A 21,798-nucleotide genomic window follows, 5' to 3' on the forward strand; every position below is an offset into this window, starting at 1 on the left:
GATTTATAAAATCTCTGTGCGTCCGTTGCGACGAAGTATGCGCGCCGCGAACGCACAGGGATGCCATCGGGCTAAGCGCGCACTTCGAAAACCATGTTGAAGGGCGTTTCCGTTGCTCGATGGAAGTGCTTGAAGCCAGCGTCGAGCGCAACCTTCCGGAGCTTCGATTCACCAGCCTGCGCCCCGAGCGCCAAACCCACTTCCTGCGACATGGATGCAGGGGTGCAGATCATCGTCGAAGCACCATAGTAGACGCGACCCACAGGATTGAGATTGTCCTTCAGGCAATCGTGCGCGAAGGGCTCTACGATCATCCATGTTCCGTCCGCAGAGAGCGATTCCCTGACATGCTTGCCTGCTCCGACGGGGTCGCCCATGTCGTGAAGGCAGTCGAACATCGCAATCAGATCGTAGCTGTCGGCCGGGAAACTCGAGGCCGACGCCTGCTGGAATGTCACGCGGTCGTCGACACCGGCTTCCTTGGCGGCTGCCCGTGCCCGTTCGATCGATGGCATATGGTAATCGAAGCCGTAGAACTTCGAGGCTGGATAGGCCTGAGCCATCAGGATGGTCGAGGCGCCATGCCCACAGCCGATATCCGCAACCTTGGCGCCGGCTTTCGGCCGGGCCTCCATGCCATTGAGGGCAGGGATCCAGTCCGCGACCAGGTTGTTGTTGTAACCTGTCCGGAAGAACCGCTCCGTACCGCGGAACAGGCAGTTGCTGTGTTCGTGCCAGCCAAGGCCCTTGCCGGTCCGGAACGCTTCCGCGACCTTCGGCTCATCCGCCCACAGCGCCTGAACGACCTGAAAAGCACCGGCAAAGAAGGCCGGGCTGTCCTCGTCGGAAAAGACCATCGCCTGTTCTGGTGTCAGCGAGAAACGATCCTTACGTTCGTCGTAATGAAGGTAGTCGGCGGCGGCGAGCGCCGACAGCCACTCGCGTAGATACCGTTCGCGTATGCCTGTCTTCTCAGAGAGTTCAGTCGAGGTGACCGGCTTGCCGTCGGCCATCGCCTTGAAGAGGCCCACATCGTCGCCAAGCACGACGAGTGCGCCGGATACAGCCGCACCCACATCGCCGATCAATCGGCCGACGAGTGCATCCACTTTCTGCATGTCGGGTTGATGCATGTCATCCTCCATAAAACTGTAGGGAAGAACCAGCACCGCAATTGTACCACCCGTGAAGCCAGCCATGCAAACAACCTGCGGGCATGCCGGTCTGTCCGGGGCATCGGCCCGATCGCCGGCTTGAAGACATTTTACCGCCGTGGTTGCGAAAATGCCGCGTTGACAAGAAAAATACCGGGAATGATAGTCAAACAGCCTGACCGAGGCGTTGGAGGAATGATCATGATCAAGCAGTTGACAATTCTTGCTTCCGTTTCCCTTCTGGGCGCACTTGCCTTCGCAAGCCCCTCCGCAGCGCTCACGATGAAAGAATGCAGTGCGAAGTACAAATCCGCACAGGCGGATGGCTCCGCGAAAGACATGAAATGGAATGACTTCCGCAAGGCCCAGTGCGGCCCGGACGCAACGGCAGAGCCGGATGTTACGCTGAACAGCGGTGAAGAGCCCGAAAAGCCCACGGCCGCAGCACCAAAGGGCGTAACGTTCCCAACAGCGATCGCACCGAAATATGCGAAGGAAACGCCCGGCAAGGGGCGGATGCATACCTGCGTTGATTCCTATCACACCAACAAGGATGCAAATACGCTGAACGGCCTGAAGTGGATCCAGAAGGGCGGCGGCTACTACAGCCTCTGCAACGCGAAGCTCAAAGGCTGAGCCAACTGCGATCTCAAAAAGGGCGCCTCTTGGAGCGGCGCCTTTTTCTGCAGCGTTTAGTTGAAGACCACGAAAAAGCCGCCGGCGATGAACCGGCGGCTTATGTTATTGCAGCTTAGCCTAGTGCAGGATCTGGCTGAGGAAGAGCTTCGTGCGCTCGTGCTGCGGATTGTCGAAGAACTCGGCCGGCGAGTTCTGTTCGACGATCTGTCCCTGGTCCATGAAGATGACGCGGTTGGCGACCTGCCGCGCAAAGCCCATTTCATGGGTGACGCAGAGCATCGTCATGCCTTCTTCCGCAAGGCCGACCATCGTATCGAGGACTTCCTTGATCATCTCGGGATCGAGAGCAGACGTCGGCTCGTCGAACAGCATGATCTTCGGGTTCATGCAGAGCGAGCGTGCGATCGCGACGCGCTGCTGCTGGCCGCCGGAGAGCTGGCCCGGATACTTGTTCGCCTGCTCTGGGATCTTGACGCGCTTGAGGAAGTGCATGGCGACTTCCTCGGCCTGCTTCTTCGGCATCTTGCGCACCCAGATCGGCGCCAGCGTGCAGTTTTCCAGGATCGTCAGGTGCGGGAAGAGGTTGAAGTGCTGGAACACCATACCGACTTCGCGACGCACTTCATCGATCTTCTTGAGATCGTTGGTGAGCTCGACGCCATCGACGATGATCTGGCCCTTCTGGTGTTCTTCCAACCGATTGATGCAGCGGATCATCGTCGACTTGCCCGAACCCGAAGGGCCGGCGATGACGATGCGCTCGCCGCGCATGACCTTCAGGTTGATATCCCGCAGCACGTGAAAATCGCCGTACCACTTGTTCATGCTGACGATGTCGACTGCTACATCCGTAGCCGAGACGGTCATCTTCTTCTGCTGAGCTTCAGCCATTGCCCATTCCCTCATTTTTATCGTTTGTGGCCGGTATCGAGATAACGTTCCATGAAACCTGAATAGCGCGACATGCCGAAGCAGAACAGCCAGAAAACGAATCCGGCGAAGATCAGCCCCGTCAGTGGCGTTACCGCCGACGCCCAGTTGGAGTCGGTGAAGTTCAGTCGCACGATACCGAGCAGGTCGAACATGCCGATGATAGACACCAGCGACGTGTCCTTGAACATGCCGATGAACGTGTTCACGATACCTGGAATAACCAATTTGATCGCTTGCGGCAAAATGACAAGGCGCGTCTTCTGCCAATAACCAAGGCCGAGTGAATCCGCGCCTTCGAACTGTCCCTTCGGGATAGCCTGCAGGCCGCCGCGAATGACTTCAGCCATGTAGGCCGACGCGAATATTGAAACGCCGATCAAGGCTCGCAGCAGCTTGTCGACCGTCCATCCGGTCGGCAGGAAGAGCGGCAGCATCACACTCGCCATGAAAAGCACCGTGATCAGCGGGATACCGCGGACGATCTCGATGAATGCGACGCAGATCATCCTGATAACAGGCATCTGCGACCGTCTGCCGAGCGCCAGAATAATCCCGAATGGCAGCGATACGGCAATGCCGACGAAGGATAGCACCAGCGTCACCATCAGTCCGCCCCAGAGAGAGGTTTCGACAACCTCCAGCCCGAGGCCGCCGTAGAGCAGCCAGAACGACAGCAAGGGCAGGGCGACGAACAGCAGGAGCGCGTTCAACCCCTTTCTTGGCATCTTGGGGATCAGCATCGGCACGAGCAGGAGCACGAATAAGATGCCGACGATCGTAGGCCGCCAGCGTTCGCCCAACGGATAGCGTCCGAAGATGAACTGATCGAACTTCGCGTTGACGAACGCCCAGCATGCGCCGCTCCAGCCGTCCGGTTGTACACCGCCCTGCACAGTCGTCGCGCAGAAGGTTCTGTCGGGTCCGCTCCAGACTGCCTGAATGAACAGCCAGTTGACGATGTGCGGAACTGCCCATCCGAGGAAGGCAAGCGCCACAACCGTCAGGACGACATCCTTGGGCGTGGCGAGGAGGTTCTTTTTGATCCAGGCCAGAGCGCCCTTCTCACCGAGCGGTGCCGGCTCCGGCGGGACGATCGTCGACCTGACGAAGGCTTGATTGGATACCGACATCTTATCTCTCCACCAAAGCCATCTTGGCGTTGAACCAGTTCATGAAAATCGACGTCAGAATGCTGAGCGTCAGGTAGACGATCGCCCAGATGAGCACGACTTCGATTGCCTGGCCTGTCTGATTGAGAATCGTTCCGCCGACGGCAACCAGATCGGAAAAGCCGATCGCGATCGCCAGAGACGAGTTCTTCGTCAGGTTGAGATATTGGCTTGTCAGCGGCGGTATGATGATGCGCAGTGCCTGCGGCACGACCACCAGTCGCGTGATGCCCGACGGATGCAGTCCGAGAGCGCCAGCCGCCTCCGACTGGCCCTTCGGTACGCCCCGGATGCCGCCGCGAACGATCTCGGCGATGAACGACGCCGTGTAGAACGAAAGCGCCAGAAACAGCGACATGAACTCCGGCCCGACGACGGAACCGCCAGTCAGGTTGAACTTGCCTGCGACGGGCACGTCGAATGTCAGAGGGACACCACTCAAGAGAAAGGCAAGGACCGGCAGGCCGACGATGAGGGCGAGAGACGCCCAGATCGTATGAAACTGCTGGCCGGTCGCTGCCTGGCGGCGATGCGCCCACCGTGCCGTCACGAAGGACGCGACGAGGCCGATCAAGAGCGCCGCGCCGACGACCCACATCCCGCTTTCAAAGATCGGCTTCGGGAAGGCGAGGCCGCGATTGTTCAGGAACATGTTGAGCGGTAGATGCAGCGATTCCTTCGGCTGCGGCAGGACCGCAAGCACGCCCGAATACCAGAAGAAGATCACGAGCAGCGGCGGAATGTTGCGGAAGACTTCGACGTAGACGGTGCACAGCTTGGCGATGAGCCAGTTGTGCGAGAGACGGCCGATACCGACGACAAACCCGATGATCGTCGCCGTAATGATCCCGGTGATGGCGACGAGCAACGTGTTCAGGATGCCGACGATGAGCGCCCGTCCATAGGTCGAATCGCTCGAATAGCCGATGAGCGACTGGCCGATCTCGAAGCCAGCGCGTCCGCGTAAAAAAGCGAAACCGGATGCGGTGTTGCTGCGGGCGAGGTTCTGCGCGGTGTTGTGCGCAATCCACCAGACCACACCGACGAGAATAACGAGCGTGAGGATTTGAAAGAAGATGCCCCGATATTTGGGGTCGTACATTATCGACCGGAAACTCCAGCCGGTGCCTTGCAAAGGTGTCGTGTGCACAGCCTCTTGCGTCATGCCGAGCCTATTCCCCTTTATGCCCGTTTTTGGGCTTTTTTCTTGGTAATGGGAAGGCGATGCTCGCCTCCCCACACTGTGCCTTGCGGTTTGCTTATCAGCGAACCGGAGGAGCGTACTGGATGCCGCCCTTGTTCCAGAGTGCGTTCAGACCACGTGCAATCTTCAACGGGCTGCCCTGACCGATGTTCCGTTCAAAGACTTCGCTGTAGTTTCCGACGCCCTTGATGATGTTGTAGGCCCATTCGTTCGTCAGGCCGAGGTCCGTGCCGATCTTGGTGTCGGCTTCCGTGCCGAGGAAGCGCTTGATGTCCGGATTCGGCGAGTTCTTCATCTCGTCGACATTGGCCTGGGTGATGCCGAATTCTTCAGCATTGACCAGCGCGTAGGCCGTCCAGGAAACGATGTCGAACCACTGATCGTCGCCCTGGCGAACGACCGGGCCGAGCGGCTCCTTGGAGATGATCTCGGGAAGAATCATATGCTCGTCGGGGTTCTTGAGCGTCAGACGCAGGGAATAGAGACCAGACTGGTCGGTCGTGTAGACGTCGCAGCGACCGGAATCGTAAGCCGCGTTGACTTCTTCGAGCTTTTCGAAAACCACCGGATTGTACTGGAGGTTGTTTGCCTTGAAGTAGTCGGCGAGGTTGAGTTCGGTGGTCGTGCCGGACTGAACGCAGATCGCCGCGCCGGACAGCTCGAGCGCCGACTTCACGTTCAGGCTCTTGCGAACCATGAAGCCCTGGCCGTCGTAGTAGGTGACCGGACGGAAGTTGAAGCCAAGGGCCGTGTCGCGGTTGATCGTCCAGGTCGTGTTGCGCGACAGAACGTCGATTTCACCGGACTGCAGTGCCGTGAAACGCTCCTTGGCGTTGGTCGGGGTGTACTTCACCTTGGTGGGGTCGCCGAATACGGCCGAAGCAACCGCCTTGCAGAAATCCACGTCGAAACCGGCCCAGTTGCCGGAAGCGTCAGGCTGAGCGAAGCCGAGCAGGCCGGTATTGACGCCGCACTGAACGAAGCCCTTTGCCTTCACGTCTTCGAGAGTGGTGGCGGAAGCCGATGATGCGCCAAGTGCGAAAACTGCTGCGCCGATCGCGGCCGACAGAAGCTTAATCTTCATTTTTCCCAACCTTTTCTGTTGTCTTATCTTTTCTTGTGGGAGCGCCGGCAGAAGCATGCAGACCCCCCAGTCGACCCGACACCCTCCCGGCGCGAGTGGTTCTATCACAGTCGCAAATGTCACTATGGTCAAGTGTCGCGCTGAAAGATTGCGTGATAAATCGGCAAACTGCTAATTCAGGCCCGTAAAATAAGCAAACGACCAACGATTGAGCGTTGCAATGCTGAAAAAGATCGCGAAAAGTAGCTGATATATCTCACAGATTTGCATTGCAGCCATGTTTTGCCTGGAACGGGTCAGGGTTGACCGCTCGACATGACGGGTTCAAATGTCCGCAATCGCATTCCTACCCTAAAAGGCTAATTCCGACATGAAAGACAGAGACGGCCTGCTGCAGAACGCAGGTATCAACACACGCCTCTCGCACCTCGGGAACGATCCCGCCGAATTCCATGGCTTCGTCAATCCGCCTGTGGTGCATGCATCGACCGTGCTTTTCCCGAATGCGCGGGCAATGGAGACGCGGGCGCAAAAATATACCTACGGTACGCGCGGCACGCCCACGACGGACGCCTTGTGTGAAGCGATCGATGCGCTGGAAGGATCAGCCGGGACGATCCTGGTGCCATCAGGTCTCGCCGCCGTCACCGTTCCTTTCCTCGCATTCCTGTCCGCCGGCGACCATGCGTTGATCGTTGATTCCGTCTACGGCCCGACGCGGCATTTCTGCGACACGATGCTCAAGCGCCTCGGTGTCGACGTTGACTATTATGATCCCGCAGTCGGAGCCGGGATCGAAACGCTGATCAAGCCGAACACCAAGCTCGTCCATACCGAGGCGCCGGGTTCGAACACGTTCGAGATGCAGGACATCCCGGCGATTGCCGCGATCGCCCACAAGCACGGCGCTGTCGTTACGATGGACAATACCTGGGCGACGCCCGTCTATTTCCGCCCGCTCGATTACGGCGTCGACATCTCCATCCACGCGGCGACGAAGTATCCGTCCGGGCATTCCGATATCCTGATGGGCACGGTATCGGCAAATGCGAAGCACTGGGAGCAGCTCCATGAGGCAAACATCACTCTTGGTATCTGCGGAGCGCCTGATGACGCCTACCAGATCCTGCGCGGCCTGCGCACGATGGGCGTCCGACTCGAGCGCCACTACGAAAGCGCGCTGACGATCGCGAAGTGGCTCGAGGGACGGGACGGGGTTGCGCGTGTCCTGCACCCAGCTCTTCCGAGCTTCCCATCGCATGAGCTTTGGAAGCGTGACTTCAAGGGAGCAAGCGGCATCTTCTCCTTCGTTCTGGCTGTCGACGGCGCCGATCGCTTCAAGCCGAAGGCGCATGCCTTCCTCGACGCGCTCAGGATCTTCGGTCTCGGCTGGTCGTGGGGTGGCTTCGAAAGCCTCGCCGTTCACGTCGGTCTCAACGACCGCCGCGTTGCAAAGGCGCCGACGGAAGGACCGGTGATCCGGCTGCAGATCGGTCTTGAGGATGTCGCCGACATAAAGGCCGATATCGAGCGTGGTTTCGCGGCGGCCGACGCCGTCTGATCAATCGCGGACTCGGTAGCCGTATATCCAGTCAAGATCCGTCGCGAGGCTTCGCGGCGGTTTCATCGCCAGAACGAGGTTGCGGCCGAGCCTGATCGGTCCCCGCGCATGGTAGGCAAACTGATTGAAGGCGCCACGCTGCCGAACGCGGTTTATACGCGGCATCCGCTGCGCTTCGAACATCAGCAGGGCATCGTGAACGGGTTGCTTGGCGACGAGGGCGGCAAGCTCGTAGGCGTCCTCGATCGCCATGGCAGCACCCTGAGCCGCAAACGGCATCATCGCATGGGCGGCATCACCGATCAGAACCGTGTCGCGGCCATTCTGCCAGGTTCCGCCGACGGCCTCGTAGAGCGGCCAGACGCTGATGTTGGTGGCGTGCTCGAGAAAGCGCGATATCGGCTTGTTCCATTTGGAAAAGGCGGAGAGAAGATGTCGGCTTTGGTTCTCGCTCGGACGTTTGATCCATTCGTGCGGCGCCCCGTTGCCGGCGACGATCGCGACCATGTTGAAATCCTGCGTCTCGCGGAGCGGATAGCAGACGAGATGGGCCGATGGGCCAAGGAAAGCCGATACGCAACTGCGGTCGGCAAAATCGGGCGCCGCATCAGCCGCCACCGTGAAGCGAAACGCAATGTTGCCGGAGAAACGCGCTGTGGGTGCGCCGGGAACGCGGTTGCGCACTGTCGACCAGACCCCGTCGGCACCGATAAGGAGATCTGTTTTTGCAGTGTCGCCGTCTGGTGACTGATCGCCGATCTTCGTCCCGAAATGCAGAGTGCAGTGCTCGTTCTGCCGAACCGCCTTCAGCAGCGCTGCCTGTAGCGTCGCCCGGTGTAGCACACCATAGGGCGAACCCCAGCGATCGCGCGCGAAATGCCCGGATGGAACCGACGCAAGTCGACGCAACGACAAGCCGGAGACCAGGTGGATGGCTTCCGGTTCCAGCCAGAGCGGCGTCAGATGTTCGAGGATGCCGAGCTGGTCGAGAACGAGAGATGCGTTCGGTGATATCTGTAGGCCCGCTCCGACTTCCGTCATCACGGGCGCCTGTTCGAAAATCTCCGAGCGGATGCCATGTTTGGCCAGTGAAAGCGCCGTCGTCAGGCCGGCAATTCCTGCCCCGACGATGGCGGCACGTTCTATCGGCATCGATGCTCGTCTTCCGGACGTCTTAGGCGGCCTTGATATGGAATACGCAGCCGGCAGGGTTAGTCTGGTTGGCCTTCAGCGAGGTGTTCAGACGATAAAGCGTCGAGCAGTACGAACAGACTTTTTCGTTCTCGTCGCCCATGTCGATGAAGATGTGGGGGTGGTCGAACGGAACGGATGCACCGGTGCACATGAATTCCTTCACGCCAACTTCGATAACGCGGTGTCCGCCGTCGTTCTGGAAGTGGGGAATGTTGTGACCAGCCATAAGTAATCTCCGAATGCTTTGAAACGTGCGCGGACCTTATAGGCCTTCGCATGAAATGTGTAGAGCCAAAGAGACGCAGTTCCGCTTGTTTTTGACCCCTGAAGGGGTTCCAGATAGCGAGGCTATAAAATATGGTCCGCCGCAAAAAGGACTGCCCCGATGAACTTGAATATGCCCACCTTTTCGAATTTCTCTCACGATGGATTGAAGCTCGCCTATTTCGATGAAGGCGATCCGGCGGGCCCTCCGGTGCTGCTCATCCATGGCTTTGCATCGAGTGCGAGCGTCAATTGGGTGCATCCGGGCTGGCTGAAGACGCTTGGCGATGCCGGCTACCGGGTGATCGCGATCGACAATCGCGGCCATGGCGCCAGCGACAAGCCTCGCGATGCCGAGGCCTATCGGCCGTGGCACATGGCAGGCGACGCGATCGCGCTTCTGGATCATCTCGGAATCCCGGAAGCCAATGTCATGGGCTATTCGATGGGAGCGCGGATTTCGGTTTTCGCAGCACTTGCGCGGCCGGACCGGGTGCGTTCTCTGGTGCTCGGAGGTCTCGGCATTGGCATGACCGACGGGGTAGGCGACTGGGATCCCATCGCCGACGCATTGCTTGCCCCGTCGATCGATACGGTGACCCACGCGCGTGGCCGCATGTTCCGCGCTTTCGCGGAACAGACGAAGAGTGACAGGGAGGCCCTGGCGGCCTGTATTCACGGCTCACGCGACCTCGTCCTGCGCAGCGACATGGGAAAGATCGAGGCACCGACGCTGATCGGCGTCGGGACCAACGATGATATTGCAGGATCGCCTCAGGAGCTGGCGGCACTGATGCCGCACGCGATCGCACTTGATATCCCGGGCCGCGACCATATGCTTGCGGTTGGTGATAAGGTGTTCAAGAAAGCGGCGCTGGAGTTCTACGCCGACGTTGCCGGCTGGTGACCTGATGGCTCTTTATTAAGAGCTTCGAAAGCGGATGGAAAACGATCCCGCTTAACCCATTTATGTCTACGGGATTTTGCCTTATATAAAGCCCTTCAGACGAATACTCAGGAGACCATCCATGGTCGCAAAGACAGACGTTCGTACTTTCGAGACGGGCAGCTCGCTCAAGGTGATGGATCCCATCTGGGATAGCCTGCGGGAAGAAGCGCGCGCCGCCGCTGAAAGCGATCCGGTACTGGCAGCATTTCTCTACTCGACGATCCTGAACTATCGTTCGCTGGAAGAGTGCGTCATCTACCGCATCTGTGAACGTCTGGATCATCCGGATATGCAGGCTATCCTGCTCCGGCAGACGTTCGACCAGATGCTGGCCGATTGGCCGGAATGGGGCACGATCCTGCGCGTCGATATCCAGGCGATATATGATAGAGATCCCGCCTGCCTGCGGTTCATGGAAGCTGTTCTCTACTTCAAGGGCTTCCATGCGCTGCAGACGCACCGTCTGGCGCACTGGCTGCTGAACCGTGGTCGTCGTGATCTCGCGCTCTATCTGCAAAGCCGCTCGTCGAGCATTTTCCAGACCGACATCAATCCGGCAGCGCGGATTGGTCGGGGCATATTCCTCGATCATGCCACCGGCCTGGTCGTCGGCGAAACCGCCGTGATCGGCGACAACGTCTCCATTCTGCACGGCGTCACGCTTGGTGGCACCGGCAAGGAGGGGGCGGATCGTCATCCGAAGATCGGCAGTGGCGTTCTCATCGGTGCAGGCGCGAAGATCCTCGGCAATATCGAGATCGGCCATTGCTCGCGTATTGCCGCAGGCTCGGTCGTGTTGAAGGCCGTGCCGCCGAAGACCACGGTTGCGGGCGTGCCGGCCAAGGTTGTCGGCGAGGCCGGCTGCTCAGAACCGTCGCGCGTGATGGATCAGGTAATCGGCGCCGATATCTGAGGATTCGGCGCTGAACTCGGTCGCACATCTGCGGGGATAGCAGCCCGCGGACGTGCCCCGCGCCTTTACAGCGCCTTTGTTCCCGTGCAAGAAGCGGCCATCGAGACCGCTCAGGAGATGCAGTGTGAAACCAGAAGAAATCAAGAAGCTCGACGCCTATTTCAAGCGCACGTTCAACCCGGGTGTGATCGTCAAGGCACGTCCCCGCAAGAACGACTCCGCTGAGGTTTACCTGGGCGAAGAGTTTCTCGGCGTCGTCTATATCGATGACGAGGACGGTGATCGCTCGTACAATTTCTCGATGGCTATCCTCGACGTCGATCTCTGAAATAGCTGCATCGCGGACGTGTCCGCGACCGTAGGCAGGCCGCATGACTGCGGCCCGCCAAGCCGGACAGTCCGGCTCCGCGCGGCAAAGTCGTGCTTCACAGAACTACCCTCTAAAATCCGTACTATGTCTGGACCTCGCCAAGGTGCGCCCCATCTTGCGTTTGAGCATGTGCTCGAGCGCCAACAGGGGTGTTGACCATGGGAATCTTCGACAAGATCAAGCATGCGATATTCGGGGACGAGGCACGGGCCGCTCCTGTGACAACGGCCGAGGTCGCTCCATCCGGCCAGGCAAAACCCGCCGCGCCAGCTGCACCGCCACCGACATCAGCGCCCGCGTCGTCGGCGCCGGCAACTGTCGCGGCGACGATCGATATCGTTCCTTTGCTCGATGCGGCCGTAAAGAAGAGCGGACAAAAGCTTGATTGGCGCCGTTCGATCGTGGATCTGATGAAAGCCGTCGGAATGGATGCGAGCCTTGCCGAGCGCAAGGAACTCGCCGCCGAGCTGGGGTATAGCGGCGATACTCACGATACCGCGACGATGAACATGTTCCTGCATAAGGCACTGATGAAGCGTCTGGCGGAGAACGGCGGCAAGGTGCCCGCTGATCTCCTCGATTGAGCCCCGCAACGAATTCTCAAGAATTCTCTATGAAGCCGCAGGTTGCGGCTCTCTAATATATTTTAGTGAAATCAAATGCGCACGGGCCGCCATCGCTTTTCGCCAGATTTCGTAATCGGCAATTGCAATCTTTGATTGTTTTGCGTCGCACAAGATCGCTTGACTATTTGTGCGGCGCAGCTACCTTTTGCCGGTCAGCCAAAAGGAGGATGGGCATGCTGAACTTCGACGACGCCTCGCGCAAAAGCAAAGAGGCCATGGATACCATGCTGAAGAGCTATTCTGACACGGCAAAAGGATTTCAGGCGATCGCGGCGGAAGCTGCCGAGTACTCCAAGAAGTCCTTCCAGGACGCCGTGACTCACATGGAAGCGCTATCCGGTGTCCGCAGCGTGGAAGCTGCCTTCGAACTGCAGACCGGCTATGTGCGGTCGGCATACGAGAACTTTGTTGCTGAAGCGACAAGACTGGGCGAAATGTACACCGATCTCGCCAAAAGTGCCTACAAGCCCTACGAGGCGCCTGTTGCGACGCCTCCGGTCAAAGCTTCCAAGGCAGCGACCGTGGTGACGACCGAAGCGGCTTGAACGCAGCGACACTAACGACAACCCTTGAAAAACGAAGACCGGCTACGCATCTGCAGCCGGTCTTTTTGTATTTGCCTGTAGGCTTCTCCCCTGCGCTTTATAGTTTTTGTGTCTTAGCGCCAAGTCCAGCCGAATTGTGATTGCAGTGTGAAGCAAGGGGCTTAAAATCGCTGCATAATGAACTAAGTTAGTACTTCAGATATCCGGCGGGTAAAGCAGCCTCCCATGCACCGGCGGACTGATCGAGGAATGAATGAAAATGATCGCAAAGCCGATCCGGATGCAAAATGATAGCGAAAGGAACGGGGACAACGGAAATCGCGGAACCTCGGTCATCACGCGCACAAAACCGAAGACCAAGAAGCCCAATCTGTACCGCGTATTGCTTTTGAATGACGACTACACTCCCATGGAGTTTGTCATCCATATCCTGGAGCGTTTTTTTCAGAAGGACCGTGAAAGTGCCACCCGTATCATGCTCCACGTCCACAATCACGGCGTTGGGGAATGCGGAATATTTACATACGAGGTAGCGGAGACGAAGGTGAGCCAGGTGATGGACTTCGCCCGACAGCACCAGCATCCGCTGCAATGCGTCATGGAAAAGAAGTGAGGATCTGAACGTGCCAACATTTTCGCCTAGTCTTGAGAAGGCGCTCCATCAGGCACTGACCTTTGCCAACGAGCGGCATCACGAATATGCCACGCTCGAGCATCTGCTGCTCGCCCTGATCGACGATGCCGATGCGGCTGCGGTCATGGGTGCCTGCAATGTCGACCTCGACGCCCTACGCAAAACGCTTCTCGAGTACGTCGACAACGAACTCTCGAATCTTGTCACCGGTTACGATGAAGACTCAAAGCCGACATCCGGCTTCCAGAGGGTCATTCAGCGCGCCGTGATTCATGTGCAGTCTTCCGGTCGCGAAGAGGTAACGGGCGCCAACGTGCTCGTTGCAATTTTCGCCGAGCGCGAAAGCCATGCGGCCTATTTTCTGCAGGAGCAGGAAATGACCCGCTACGACGCCGTCAATTACATCTCGCACGGCATCGGCAAGCGCCCTGGATCGTCGGAAGCACGCAATCCGCGTGGCGCCGACGAAGGCGAACCGGAAAGCAAGGCTGCATCGCGCAGCGGCAACGAACAGGAAGAAGGCGGCGCCAAGAAGCAGCAGGATGCCCTGAAGGCTTATTGCGTCAACCTGAACGAGAAGGCCAAGGGCGGCAAGATCGATCCGCTGATCGGTCGTCACGCCGAGGTCAATCGCACCATCCAGGTGCTGTGCCGCCGCTCGAAGAACAACCCGCTCTATGTCGGTGATCCCGGTGTCGGCAAGACCGCCATCGCGGAGGGCCTCGCCAAGCGTATCGTCGAAGGCAAGGTGCCGGAAGCGCTCGCTGATGCCACGATCTTCTCGCTCGATATGGGCACGCTGCTCGCCGGCACCCGCTACCGCGGTGATTTCGAAGAGCGCTTGAAGCAGGTCGTCAAGGAACTTGAAGAGTATCCTGGCGCCGTGCTGTTCATCGACGAAATTCACACGGTCATCGGTGCCGGTGCGACTTCCGGCGGCGCCATGGATGCATCGAACCTCCTGAAGCCGGCGCTGTCGTCGGGGGCGATCCGTTGCATCGGTTCGACCACCTACAAGGAATATCGCCAGTTCTTCGAAAAGGATCGGGCACTCGTTCGCCGTTTCCAGAAGATCGACGTCAACGAACCTTCGATCGATGATGCCATCGAGATCATGAAGGGTCTGAAGCCTTACTTCGAGGAATACCACCATCTGCGGTATTCGAACGAAGCGATCAAGACGGCCGTTGAACTCTCTGCGCGCTACATCTCGGATCGTAAGCTGCCGGACAAGGCGATCGACGTCATCGACGAAACCGGTGCGGCCCAGATGCTGCTGCCGCCGTCGAAGCGCCGCAAGCTGATCACTGAAAAGGAGATCGAAGCGACCGTCGCGACGATGGCGCGCATTCCGCCGAAGACGGTGTCGAAGGATGACGAGGCCGTTCTTGCCAATCTGGAGCAGGAATTGCGTTCGGTCGTCTACGGTCAGGACACGGCGATCGAAGCTCTGTCGACCTCGATCAAGCTGGCGCGAGCCGGTTTGCGCGAGCCGAACAAGCCGATCGGTTCCTATGTTTTCTCCGGCCCGACGGGCGTCGGCAAGACAGAAGTTGCAAAGCAGCTAGCCTCGTCGCTTGGCGTCGAACTCCTGCGCTTCGATATGTCGGAGTACATGGAGCGTCACACGGTATCGCGTCTGCTTGGGGCACCTCCCGGCTACGTCGGTTTCGATCAGGGTGGTCTGCTCACCGATGGCGTCGACCAGCATCCGCATTGCGTGGTTCTGCTCGACGAAATCGAGAAGGCGCACCCCGACATCTACAACATCCTGTTGCAGGTGATGGACCATGGCACGCTGACCGACCACAACGGCAAGAAGATCGACTTCCGCAACGTCATCCTGATCATGACGACCAACGCAGGCGCGTCCGAAATGGCAAAGGCTGCCTTCGGTTTCGGTTCGTCCAAGCGGACGGGCGAGGACGAGGAAGCGCTGAACCGGATCTTCACGCCGGAATTCCGCAACCGTCTGGACGCGGTCATTCCGTTCGCACCGCTCCCGACAGTGGTCATTCACAAGGTCGTGCAGAAGTTCATCATGCAGCTGGAAGCGCAGCTGTCTGAGCGGAACGTCACCTTCGACCTGCACAAGGATGCGATCGCCTGGTTGGCGGACAAGGGTTACGACGAGAAGATGGGCGCCCGCCCGCTGTCTCGCGTCATCCAGGACGTCATCAAGAAGCCGCTGGCCAACGAAATCCTCTTCGGCAAGCTGAAGAAGGGCGGCGTCGTCAACGTCACCGTCGGACCGAAGGAAGACGGAAAGCCGGGCATCATCCTCGAAGCCGTATCGGACGCGGCGCCGATCAAGCCGAAGCCGGAAGCTGAAGCCGTGCACCCCGAGGTGCATGATGAGGATGACGGCGAGCTGAAGACGAAGGCCAAGGCAAAGAAGGCACCGGCCAAGAGGGCAAAGGCGGCTGTTGCCGAGCCTGAGGTGAAGAGCACGCCGAAGAAGAGCGGCGCTGTACCGCGGGTGCCAAAGAAGTAAGCGAATAGAAAAGGCGGCTTTCGAGCCGCCTTTTTCATATCTGCGCTATGCGCGTTAGCAACGCGGATGCAGGCGAATGTGGCTGGCTGGCAGTTTTCGCTCTACAGTCTTGCAGTTCTTGCGCTACCCCAGCGTGAACGCGATCCGGCAAACGCCGAATCCGCCTCGTCGGTGATCAAAGCTCTGCTTTGATCTTTTCGGCATTCGCCGCCAGCACCGCGCCGTCTTCCATCTTGCCCGAATGCGGCTTCAGCGCGAGGCCTTCGTGGCGCGGAATGACGTGGAAGTGCAGGTGGAACACGGTCTGGCCGGCGGCCGGCTCGTTGAACTGGCAAACGAAAACGCCATCGGCGTCGAAGGCTTCCTGGACGGCGTTGGCGATCTTCTGGACGACAGGGATGGTCCGGGCAAGGGCCGCCGGATCAGCGTCGAGAATATTGCGCGAGGCGGCCTTCGGCAGGACCAGCACATGGCCGGGGGCTTGCGGCATCACATCCATGAAAGCCAGCGTATGCTCGTCCTCGTAGACCTTGTACGAGGGGATTTCGCCGCGCAGGATCTTGGCGAAGATATTGTTGGTGTCGTAAGCCGCGCTCGTCATTTGAAATCTCCTCATTGTCTGGTGTTCGCGTAGCCCGCGAGAGGCGAGGGCGTCAATCCTCCTGCTGCCGCTCGCCACGGCGGAACGGACTGTGCTCGCTCAAAATCTCGTTCATATGCTCGACGTCGTCGCGCTCGCGCTCAAGATAATCGGCGATTGCACGGCGCAGGCCTGCATGGGCGACATAATGGGCCGAGTGTGTTGTCACCGGCAGGTAACCTCGCGCCAGCTTATGTTCTCCCTGGGCACCCGCCTCGACCCGCTTCAACCCTTTGGCGAGCGCAAAATCAATCGCCTGATGATAGCAGACCTCGAAGTGCAGGAACGGGTGATCCTCGATGCAGCCCCAGTGACGGCCATAAAGCGTTTCCGACCCGATGAAGTTGATGGCGCCGGCGACATAGCGGCCGTTGTGCTTGGCCATGACCAGCAGGATATCGTCGGGCATCCGCTCGCCGATCAGCGAGTAGAAGCTACGCGTCAGATAGGGACGCCCCCATTTCCGGCCGCCGGTATCCATGTAGAAGGCGAAAAACTGGTCCCAGATGTCCTCCGTCAGATCGCTTCCCGTCAGCCAGTCGATACTGATGCCGTTCTCCAAGGCGGCCCGGCGTTCCTTGCGCAGCGCCTTGCGCTTGCGAGAAGCAAGCGTTTCCAAGAACTCTTCGTGGTTGGCATAGCCCTCGTTTATGAAATGAAACTGCTGGTCGGTCCGATGCAAATAGTCTTCACCTTCGAAGATGCCGATCTCGTCTTCCGGCACGAAGGTTATGTGTGCGGACGAAACGCCGAGGCGACGCACGATTTCCTTGAGGCTTTCGGCCATCGCATGCTGGATCGGCAGGCGCTGCAATCCTTCGGCGACCAAAAGGCGAGGGCCGGTTGCCGGCGTAAAGGGAATGGAGCACTGAAGCTTCGGATAATAGCGGCCGCCGGCTCGCTCGAACGCATCGGCCCAGCCGTGGTCGAAGACATATTCGCCCTGGCTATGGTTCTTGAGATAGCCGGGCAGGGCGCCGACGAGTTCCCCGCCGCCTGTCTCCAGCAGTATGTGATGCCCAAGCCACCCGCTTTCGGCCGTAGCCGAGCCGGACTCTTCCAGCGACGACAGGAAGGCGTGGGAGATAAAGGGATTGTAGGCGATGGCGCTGCTGGCCTTGGATGCTCCGGAAAGCCGCGACCAGCTTTCCGGAGAAATCGCCGTGAAGGACCGCTCGACGCGGATTGAAAGTTCGTCTGTCATGGAGCGAATGCGAGACCGTTTGGGAGGGAAATAGGGCTCTTCACCAGTCTGCGCATGATCTTGTCCAAAAAGCGAGCATCAAACCGAAACGCGCGGATCAAAGCCCTCGAAGGTCATCTGGTCGGCGTTTTCGAAGGTTTGCTTGCGCCCCTGCTCGTCGACCACCGTCCAGGTAATGACGACGATACCCTTCTCGCGCTGAGCCGAGATGAACGGATTGGGCAGGTCGCCATAGAAATAGGAAATGAAGTCGAGCCCGAGTGCCATCGCCTTCTCGTGGTTCTCGAAGTCCTCAGGAACAATGCCGCCCGCCGTCAAGCCGAGAGGGTAGGGTGCATTCAATGCCTTGAGGTCGCCAAGCAGCCAATGGTCGAAGCTCATCAGCGCCACCTTGCCTTCATAGCCTTCCAGGACTTCAAGGACCGCTTCCGCAAAGCCTTCGTCGTCGGCTTCTCTGCCTTTCAACTCGATGACGAGCGGAACGCGTCCCTTCACCAGATCGAGAAGCTGCCGGAGTGTCGGGATCTTGTCGCTCGTGCCGCCAATGGAGATCAGGCCGAGTTCGCGCGAGGTGCGGTCGCGGATATCGCCCTTCAGATTGCAGAGGCGCTCGAGATCCTCATCGTGGAAAACCACCGGGACGCCGTCCGAGGCATAGTGAAGATCGCATTCGATCGCAAAACCAGCCTCGATCGCCCGCGAGAACGCCGAAAGCGTATTTTCCCATACGTCTTTATTAAGGTCATGATAGCCGCGGTGAGCCACCGGCTGCTCTTTAAGCCATGCTGCTGAGGTCATCAGGCGATTTCCATGATCGCGTCGATTTCGACGGCTGCATTCATCGGCAGGGCCGCCATTCCGACGGCGGCTCTTGCGTGCTTGCCGGCTTCGCCGAGAACACCGGCAATCAGGTTGGACGCACCATTTATGACCAGATGCTGCTCGACGAAATCGGGCACTGAGGCAACGAATCCGTTCAGCTTGATCACCCGCTTGATGCGGCCGAGATCTCCGCCCAATGCCGCCTTCGCCTGGGCAAGAATGTTGATCGCACAGAGTTCCGCTGCGCGCTGACCTGCGGGCACGTCCACATTTTTGCCGAGATGACCGGAGACCGCGATCTTTCCGCCTTCAAGCGGCAACTGTCCGGAAATGTGGAGGAGGTTGCCGCTGATGACGTAGGGAACATAGTTCGCAGCCGGCGCCGCCGCTTCAGGCAGGGATATCCCCATTTCTTTCAGACGCACATCAATGTGATCCGACATTTTCCGCTCCGCTTTTGTTGTCAATGGATTTAAAATTATGCATCAAGGCTGGAATCCATTTTGTGACATGTTCGAGCCTCGATTTGGCCGAAAGCGTTCTTATAACATCGCAGGCGAGTCCAACAGGAGATTATCAATGGTCCGATCGAGTCTTGCCGCACTCTTGCTTGCAGGCGTTTCGTCGAGCGCCTACGCAGCGGCACCGGCAACCAGCGCGGCGATCGCCACTGGTCTCGTCGCTCATCGGGCCGTCTACGATCTCGAATTGAAGGATGCCTCCGAACGGTCAGGCATCGCCGGTATGTTCGGCCGCATGGTTTACGAATTCGACGGCAATTACTGCACCGGCTTCACGACCAGCTTTCGTTTCGTAACGCGGATCGATACGGGCGATGCGGTGCGCGTCAGCGATCAGCAGACGAAGACCTTCGAGAACCTTCGCGACCGCAAGTTCACCTTCGACACCAAGTCCTTCACGGACGATCAGCTGGACAAGGAAGTCAACGGCGCGGCCGAAGACCTTGCAGAGGGCGTGAAGGTCGATCTGAAGCAGCCGGCGAGCAAGGAACTGCAGCTTGCTGCAAGTCGCTTCCCGACCGAGCACATGCTCGACGTCATCCAGAATGCCAAGGAAGGCAAGCGCATCTTCGAAGCGCGGGTGTTCGATGGCTCCGACGACGGGGACAAGGCGCTTGCAACAACGACCGTTGTTGGCAAGCAGACCGTCCCGGCGGCTGAGGAGGCCGATTCCGGGAATGCCGGCGCTTTCTCCAAGGCCGCGTTCTGGCCGGTGACAATCTCCTATTTCAACGAGAATACGAAGTCGGACGCACTTCCCGTCTATCGTATGTCGTTCAAGCTCTACGAGAACGGCATCACCCGCGACCTCACCATGGACTATGGTGACTTCGTCCTGTCGGGAAAGCTCTCGAAGCTCGAGCTTCTCGACGCCAAGGCTGCTCCGTGCAAGTGATTGGTCTCGCTCTCTGATTAGGCAGGACGCTGTATTCTCGATATATCCAAGACGCCGTCTCGTATGCTAACAAGAAGCTACGTGAGTTACGGCGAGATGGAGTGAGGCTTGGCCGCGAGAAGTGTTTCGACGATTAGCGTTCTTCTGTTGGCGGCAGCGACGATCGGCGCGACCGCGGGTGCGGCCTTTGCCGCCGATTGCAGTTCGACACCAACAGCAGAAATCGATTGGGGCGGATGCAACAAGAAGCAACTGATGCTGCAGGGCGCCGATTTCCAGAAGGCGAATCTCGCCGATGCGGATTTGACCCTGACCAATCTCAGCGGGACGGATCTCACATCCGCAAACCTGGAGAAGGCGACGCTGGTTCGTGCCTGGTTTACCGGAGCCAAGCTCGGAAAGGCAAATTTCGCCAAGGTCGAAGCCTATCGGTCCGGTTTCGAGGACGTCTTTGCCGAGGGAGCGTCTTTCGCGGGGGCAGAGCTGCAGCGTGCCAACTTCAGCGGCGCCAAACTGGCCGGCGTGAATTTCGAGAAGGCCGAGCTCGGTCGCGCGAATTTCAACAAGGCTGTCCTGACAGGTGCGAGCTTTTCGTTGGCGAATCTCTCCCGTGCCGATCTTAGTGACTCGACATTCGAAGGTCCGATATCGTTTGACCGCGCGTTCATGTTCCTCACCCATATCGATGGGCTCGATCTGTCTGCGGCGACAGGTCTCGAACAGGCGCAAATCGAGCTCGCATGCGGCGACGCCAACACCAAGCTGCCAAGCGGCCTGACGGCACCCAAAAGCTGGCCGTGCGCCTCCGACTAACGTCTATGGGCGTCGTTTGTCGCGAGTTTTTTGACGTAAAGCCTTGCGTTTCCCGGCAAGGGAGGGTATGGGCACCCGCATTCCACACGTAAGGCATGGGATGGTCCGGGAGAAATCCGGATTGTTCCGCCCGGTGGCATCCTCGAAGAGGGTGCTGTTAGCCTTGCGGAGGTTCAACCGGAAAAGGATAACAAGGCATGGCATTGCCCGATTTTTCTATGCGTCAGCTCCTCGAAGCAGGCGTCCACTTCGGCCACCAGACTCACCGCTGGAACCCGAAGATGAAGCCGTACATTTTCGGCGATCGTAACAACATCCACATCATCGACCTGGCTCAGACCGTTCCGATGCTGTCGCGCGCCCTGCAGGTTGTCTCCGACACCGTTGCTCGCGGCGGCCGCGTTCTCTTCGTTGGCACCAAGCGTCAGGCTTCCGAGCTCATCGCTGACTCGGCCAAGCGTTCCGCTCAGTACTACGTCAACTCGCGTTGGCTCGGCGGCATGATGACCAACTGGAAGACGATCTCCAACTCGATCCAGCGCCTGCGCAAGCTCGACGAGATCCTGTCTTCGGAACAGTCCGGCTACAACAAGAAAGAGCGCCTGAACCTCGAGCGCGAGCGCGAAAAGCTCGACAAGGCTCTCGGTGGTATCAAGGACATGGGCGGCACGCCGGACCTGATGTTCATCATCGACACCAACAAGGAAAAGATCGCGATCGACGAAGCCAAGCGCCTCGGCATCCCGGTTGTCGCAATCATCGACTCGAACTGCGATCCGGACCTGATCGACTATCCGATCCCGGGCAACGACGACGCTTCGCGCGCCATCGCTCTGTACTGCGACCTGATCGCTCGTGCAGCTATCGACGGTATCGCTCGCCAGCAGAGCTCGTCTGGTCGTGACCTCGGCGCATCGATCGAAGCTCCGGTTGAGCCGGCGCTCGAAGGCGAAGCCTGAGAAAGAAGCAGGCGGGCCGAATAGCCCGTCATGCTTTCCAGAGATTGGGAAGGGCCGCTCGCGACTTTCAGTAGTTCGGCGGCCTTGACCGTTTCAGGCGAGAGAAATCAGCCTCTCGCCATTTGAGTTTCGTATGATGCGTCTTTCATCACGCTGTCATACATAAAGGTACATTTCGTGCCTCAATCCGGTGCCGAACCGCCTTCGCGGT

23 protein-coding genes are annotated in these 21,798 nt (G+C 58.8%); 12 read left to right on the forward strand and 11 right to left on the reverse strand.

Going from position 1 to position 21,798, the window contains the following annotated elements:
* Nucleotides 1-71 precede the first annotated feature (71 nt).
* A complete protein-coding gene (locus FZ934_RS05825) occupies nt 72-1,133 on the reverse strand; it encodes a class I SAM-dependent methyltransferase (RefSeq protein ID WP_153270288.1) in 1,062 nt (353 codons plus the stop codon).
* A 222-nt stretch (nt 1,134-1,355) separates the two neighbouring features.
* Between FZ934_RS05825 and FZ934_RS05830 the strand changes: the two genes are divergently transcribed.
* On the forward strand, nt 1,356-1,790 hold the full coding sequence (locus tag FZ934_RS05830; protein ID WP_153272376.1) for a hypothetical protein: 435 nt from the start codon (nt 1,356-1,358) through the stop codon (nt 1,788-1,790).
* Between the two features lie 120 nt (nt 1,791-1,910).
* On the opposite strand, the gene FZ934_RS05835 is transcribed toward FZ934_RS05830, so the two are convergent.
* The 4 genes from FZ934_RS05835 to FZ934_RS05850 all read right to left on the reverse strand — a co-directional run bounded on the left by FZ934_RS05835 (nt 1,911) and on the right by FZ934_RS05850 (nt 6,183).
* Nucleotides 1,911-2,684: an amino acid ABC transporter ATP-binding protein gene (locus FZ934_RS05835; protein ID WP_153270289.1), complete on the reverse strand. Its 774-nt coding sequence runs from the start codon at nt 2,682-2,684 to the stop codon at nt 1,911-1,913.
* Between the two features lie 17 nt (nt 2,685-2,701).
* Nucleotides 2,702-3,856 carry an amino acid ABC transporter permease gene (locus tag FZ934_RS05840; RefSeq protein ID WP_153270290.1) on the reverse strand — a complete coding sequence of 385 codons (1,155 nt, stop codon included), beginning with the start codon at nt 3,854-3,856 and terminating at the stop codon, nt 2,702-2,704.
* 1 nt (nt 3,857) lies between these two features.
* Nucleotides 3,858-5,060: an amino acid ABC transporter permease gene (locus tag FZ934_RS05845; protein WP_153270291.1), complete on the reverse strand. Its 1,203-nt coding sequence runs from the start codon at nt 5,058-5,060 to the stop codon at nt 3,858-3,860.
* A gap of 97 nt (nt 5,061-5,157) precedes the next feature.
* Nucleotides 5,158-6,183, reverse strand: a complete 1,026-nt coding sequence (locus FZ934_RS05850) for an amino acid ABC transporter substrate-binding protein (RefSeq protein WP_153270292.1) — start codon at nt 6,181-6,183, stop codon at nt 5,158-5,160.
* Nucleotides 6,184-6,553: 370 nt separating this feature from the next.
* Between FZ934_RS05850 and FZ934_RS05855 the strand changes: the two genes are divergently transcribed.
* Nucleotides 6,554-7,744 (forward strand): cystathionine beta-lyase, encoded by a 1,191-nt coding sequence (locus FZ934_RS05855; RefSeq protein WP_153270293.1) that lies wholly within the window; start codon nt 6,554-6,556, stop codon nt 7,742-7,744.
* Here the strand turns inward: FZ934_RS05855 and FZ934_RS05860 are convergent, their stop codons facing one another.
* Both FZ934_RS05860 and FZ934_RS05865 read right to left on the reverse strand, forming a co-directional pair.
* Complete coding sequence (locus FZ934_RS05860; RefSeq protein ID WP_153270294.1) at nt 7,745-8,896, reverse strand: FAD-dependent monooxygenase; 1,152 nt, start codon at nt 8,894-8,896, stop codon at nt 7,745-7,747.
* A gap of 22 nt (nt 8,897-8,918) precedes the next feature.
* Nucleotides 8,919-9,164 (reverse strand): zinc-finger domain-containing protein, encoded by a 246-nt coding sequence (locus FZ934_RS05865; RefSeq protein ID WP_113365546.1) that lies wholly within the window; start codon nt 9,162-9,164, stop codon nt 8,919-8,921.
* Nucleotides 9,165-9,323: 159 nt separating this feature from the next.
* Between FZ934_RS05865 and FZ934_RS05870 the strand changes: the two genes are divergently transcribed.
* The 7 genes from FZ934_RS05870 to clpA all read left to right on the forward strand — a co-directional run bounded on the left by FZ934_RS05870 (nt 9,324) and on the right by clpA (nt 15,733).
* Nucleotides 9,324-10,109: an alpha/beta fold hydrolase gene (locus FZ934_RS05870; RefSeq protein ID WP_153270295.1), complete on the forward strand. Its 786-nt coding sequence runs from the start codon at nt 9,324-9,326 to the stop codon at nt 10,107-10,109.
* Between the two features lie 121 nt (nt 10,110-10,230).
* Complete coding sequence (gene cysE, locus FZ934_RS05875; RefSeq protein WP_153270296.1) at nt 10,231-11,064, forward strand: serine O-acetyltransferase; 834 nt, start codon at nt 10,231-10,233, stop codon at nt 11,062-11,064.
* A 124-nt stretch (nt 11,065-11,188) separates the two neighbouring features.
* Nucleotides 11,189-11,392, forward strand: a complete 204-nt coding sequence (locus FZ934_RS05880) for a DUF3126 family protein (RefSeq protein WP_153270297.1) — start codon at nt 11,189-11,191, stop codon at nt 11,390-11,392.
* A 200-nt stretch (nt 11,393-11,592) separates the two neighbouring features.
* Entirely contained in the window at nt 11,593-12,018 is a 426-nt protein-coding gene (locus FZ934_RS05885; RefSeq protein WP_153270298.1) for a DUF3597 domain-containing protein, read from the forward strand.
* Between the two features lie 215 nt (nt 12,019-12,233).
* Nucleotides 12,234-12,605 carry a phasin family protein gene (locus FZ934_RS05890; RefSeq protein WP_153270299.1) on the forward strand — a complete coding sequence of 124 codons (372 nt, stop codon included), beginning with the start codon at nt 12,234-12,236 and terminating at the stop codon, nt 12,603-12,605.
* A gap of 259 nt (nt 12,606-12,864) precedes the next feature.
* The gene (gene clpS, locus FZ934_RS05895) at nt 12,865-13,218 is read left to right on the forward strand and encodes an ATP-dependent Clp protease adapter ClpS (protein WP_008526939.1); all 354 of its coding nucleotides are present in this window, start codon (nt 12,865-12,867) and stop codon (nt 13,216-13,218) included.
* A gap of 10 nt (nt 13,219-13,228) precedes the next feature.
* Nucleotides 13,229-15,733, forward strand: coding sequence for an ATP-dependent Clp protease ATP-binding subunit ClpA (gene clpA / locus FZ934_RS05900; protein WP_153270300.1), 2,505 nt, complete (start codon nt 13,229-13,231; stop codon nt 15,731-15,733).
* A gap of 175 nt (nt 15,734-15,908) precedes the next feature.
* Here the strand turns inward: clpA and FZ934_RS05905 are convergent, their stop codons facing one another.
* From FZ934_RS05905 to FZ934_RS05920, 4 genes are all read right to left on the reverse strand, one after another.
* Nucleotides 15,909-16,334: an HIT family protein gene (locus tag FZ934_RS05905; RefSeq protein WP_153270301.1), complete on the reverse strand. Its 426-nt coding sequence runs from the start codon at nt 16,332-16,334 to the stop codon at nt 15,909-15,911.
* Between the two features lie 52 nt (nt 16,335-16,386).
* Entirely contained in the window at nt 16,387-17,577 is a 1,191-nt protein-coding gene (locus tag FZ934_RS05910) for a GNAT family N-acetyltransferase (protein WP_153270302.1), read from the reverse strand.
* 78 nt (nt 17,578-17,655) lie between these two features.
* Nucleotides 17,656-18,375, reverse strand: a complete 720-nt coding sequence (locus tag FZ934_RS05915; protein ID WP_153270303.1) for a glycerophosphodiester phosphodiesterase — start codon at nt 18,373-18,375, stop codon at nt 17,656-17,658.
* Nucleotides 18,375-18,842: a RidA family protein gene (locus FZ934_RS05920; RefSeq protein WP_153270304.1), complete on the reverse strand. Its 468-nt coding sequence runs from the start codon at nt 18,840-18,842 to the stop codon at nt 18,375-18,377. The genes FZ934_RS05915 and FZ934_RS05920 overlap by 1 nt, the downstream gene beginning before the upstream one ends.
* Before the next feature lie 136 nt (nt 18,843-18,978).
* Between FZ934_RS05920 and FZ934_RS05925 the strand changes: the two genes are divergently transcribed.
* The 3 genes from FZ934_RS05925 to rpsB all read left to right on the forward strand — a co-directional run bounded on the left by FZ934_RS05925 (nt 18,979) and on the right by rpsB (nt 21,587).
* A complete protein-coding gene (locus FZ934_RS05925) occupies nt 18,979-19,815 on the forward strand; it encodes a cell envelope integrity EipB family protein (protein WP_153270305.1) in 837 nt (278 codons plus the stop codon).
* A 108-nt stretch (nt 19,816-19,923) separates the two neighbouring features.
* On the forward strand, nt 19,924-20,628 hold the full coding sequence (locus FZ934_RS05930) for a pentapeptide repeat-containing protein (protein ID WP_432443603.1): 705 nt from the start codon (nt 19,924-19,926) through the stop codon (nt 20,626-20,628).
* A 197-nt stretch (nt 20,629-20,825) separates the two neighbouring features.
* Complete coding sequence (gene rpsB / locus FZ934_RS05935; RefSeq protein ID WP_113365534.1) at nt 20,826-21,587, forward strand: 30S ribosomal protein S2; 762 nt, start codon at nt 20,826-20,828, stop codon at nt 21,585-21,587.
* Nucleotides 21,588-21,798 lie beyond the last annotated feature (211 nt).

It is taken from the genome of Rhizobium grahamii (assembly GCF_009498215.1).
GTDB lineage: Bacteria > Pseudomonadota > Alphaproteobacteria > Rhizobiales > Rhizobiaceae > Rhizobium > Rhizobium grahamii_A.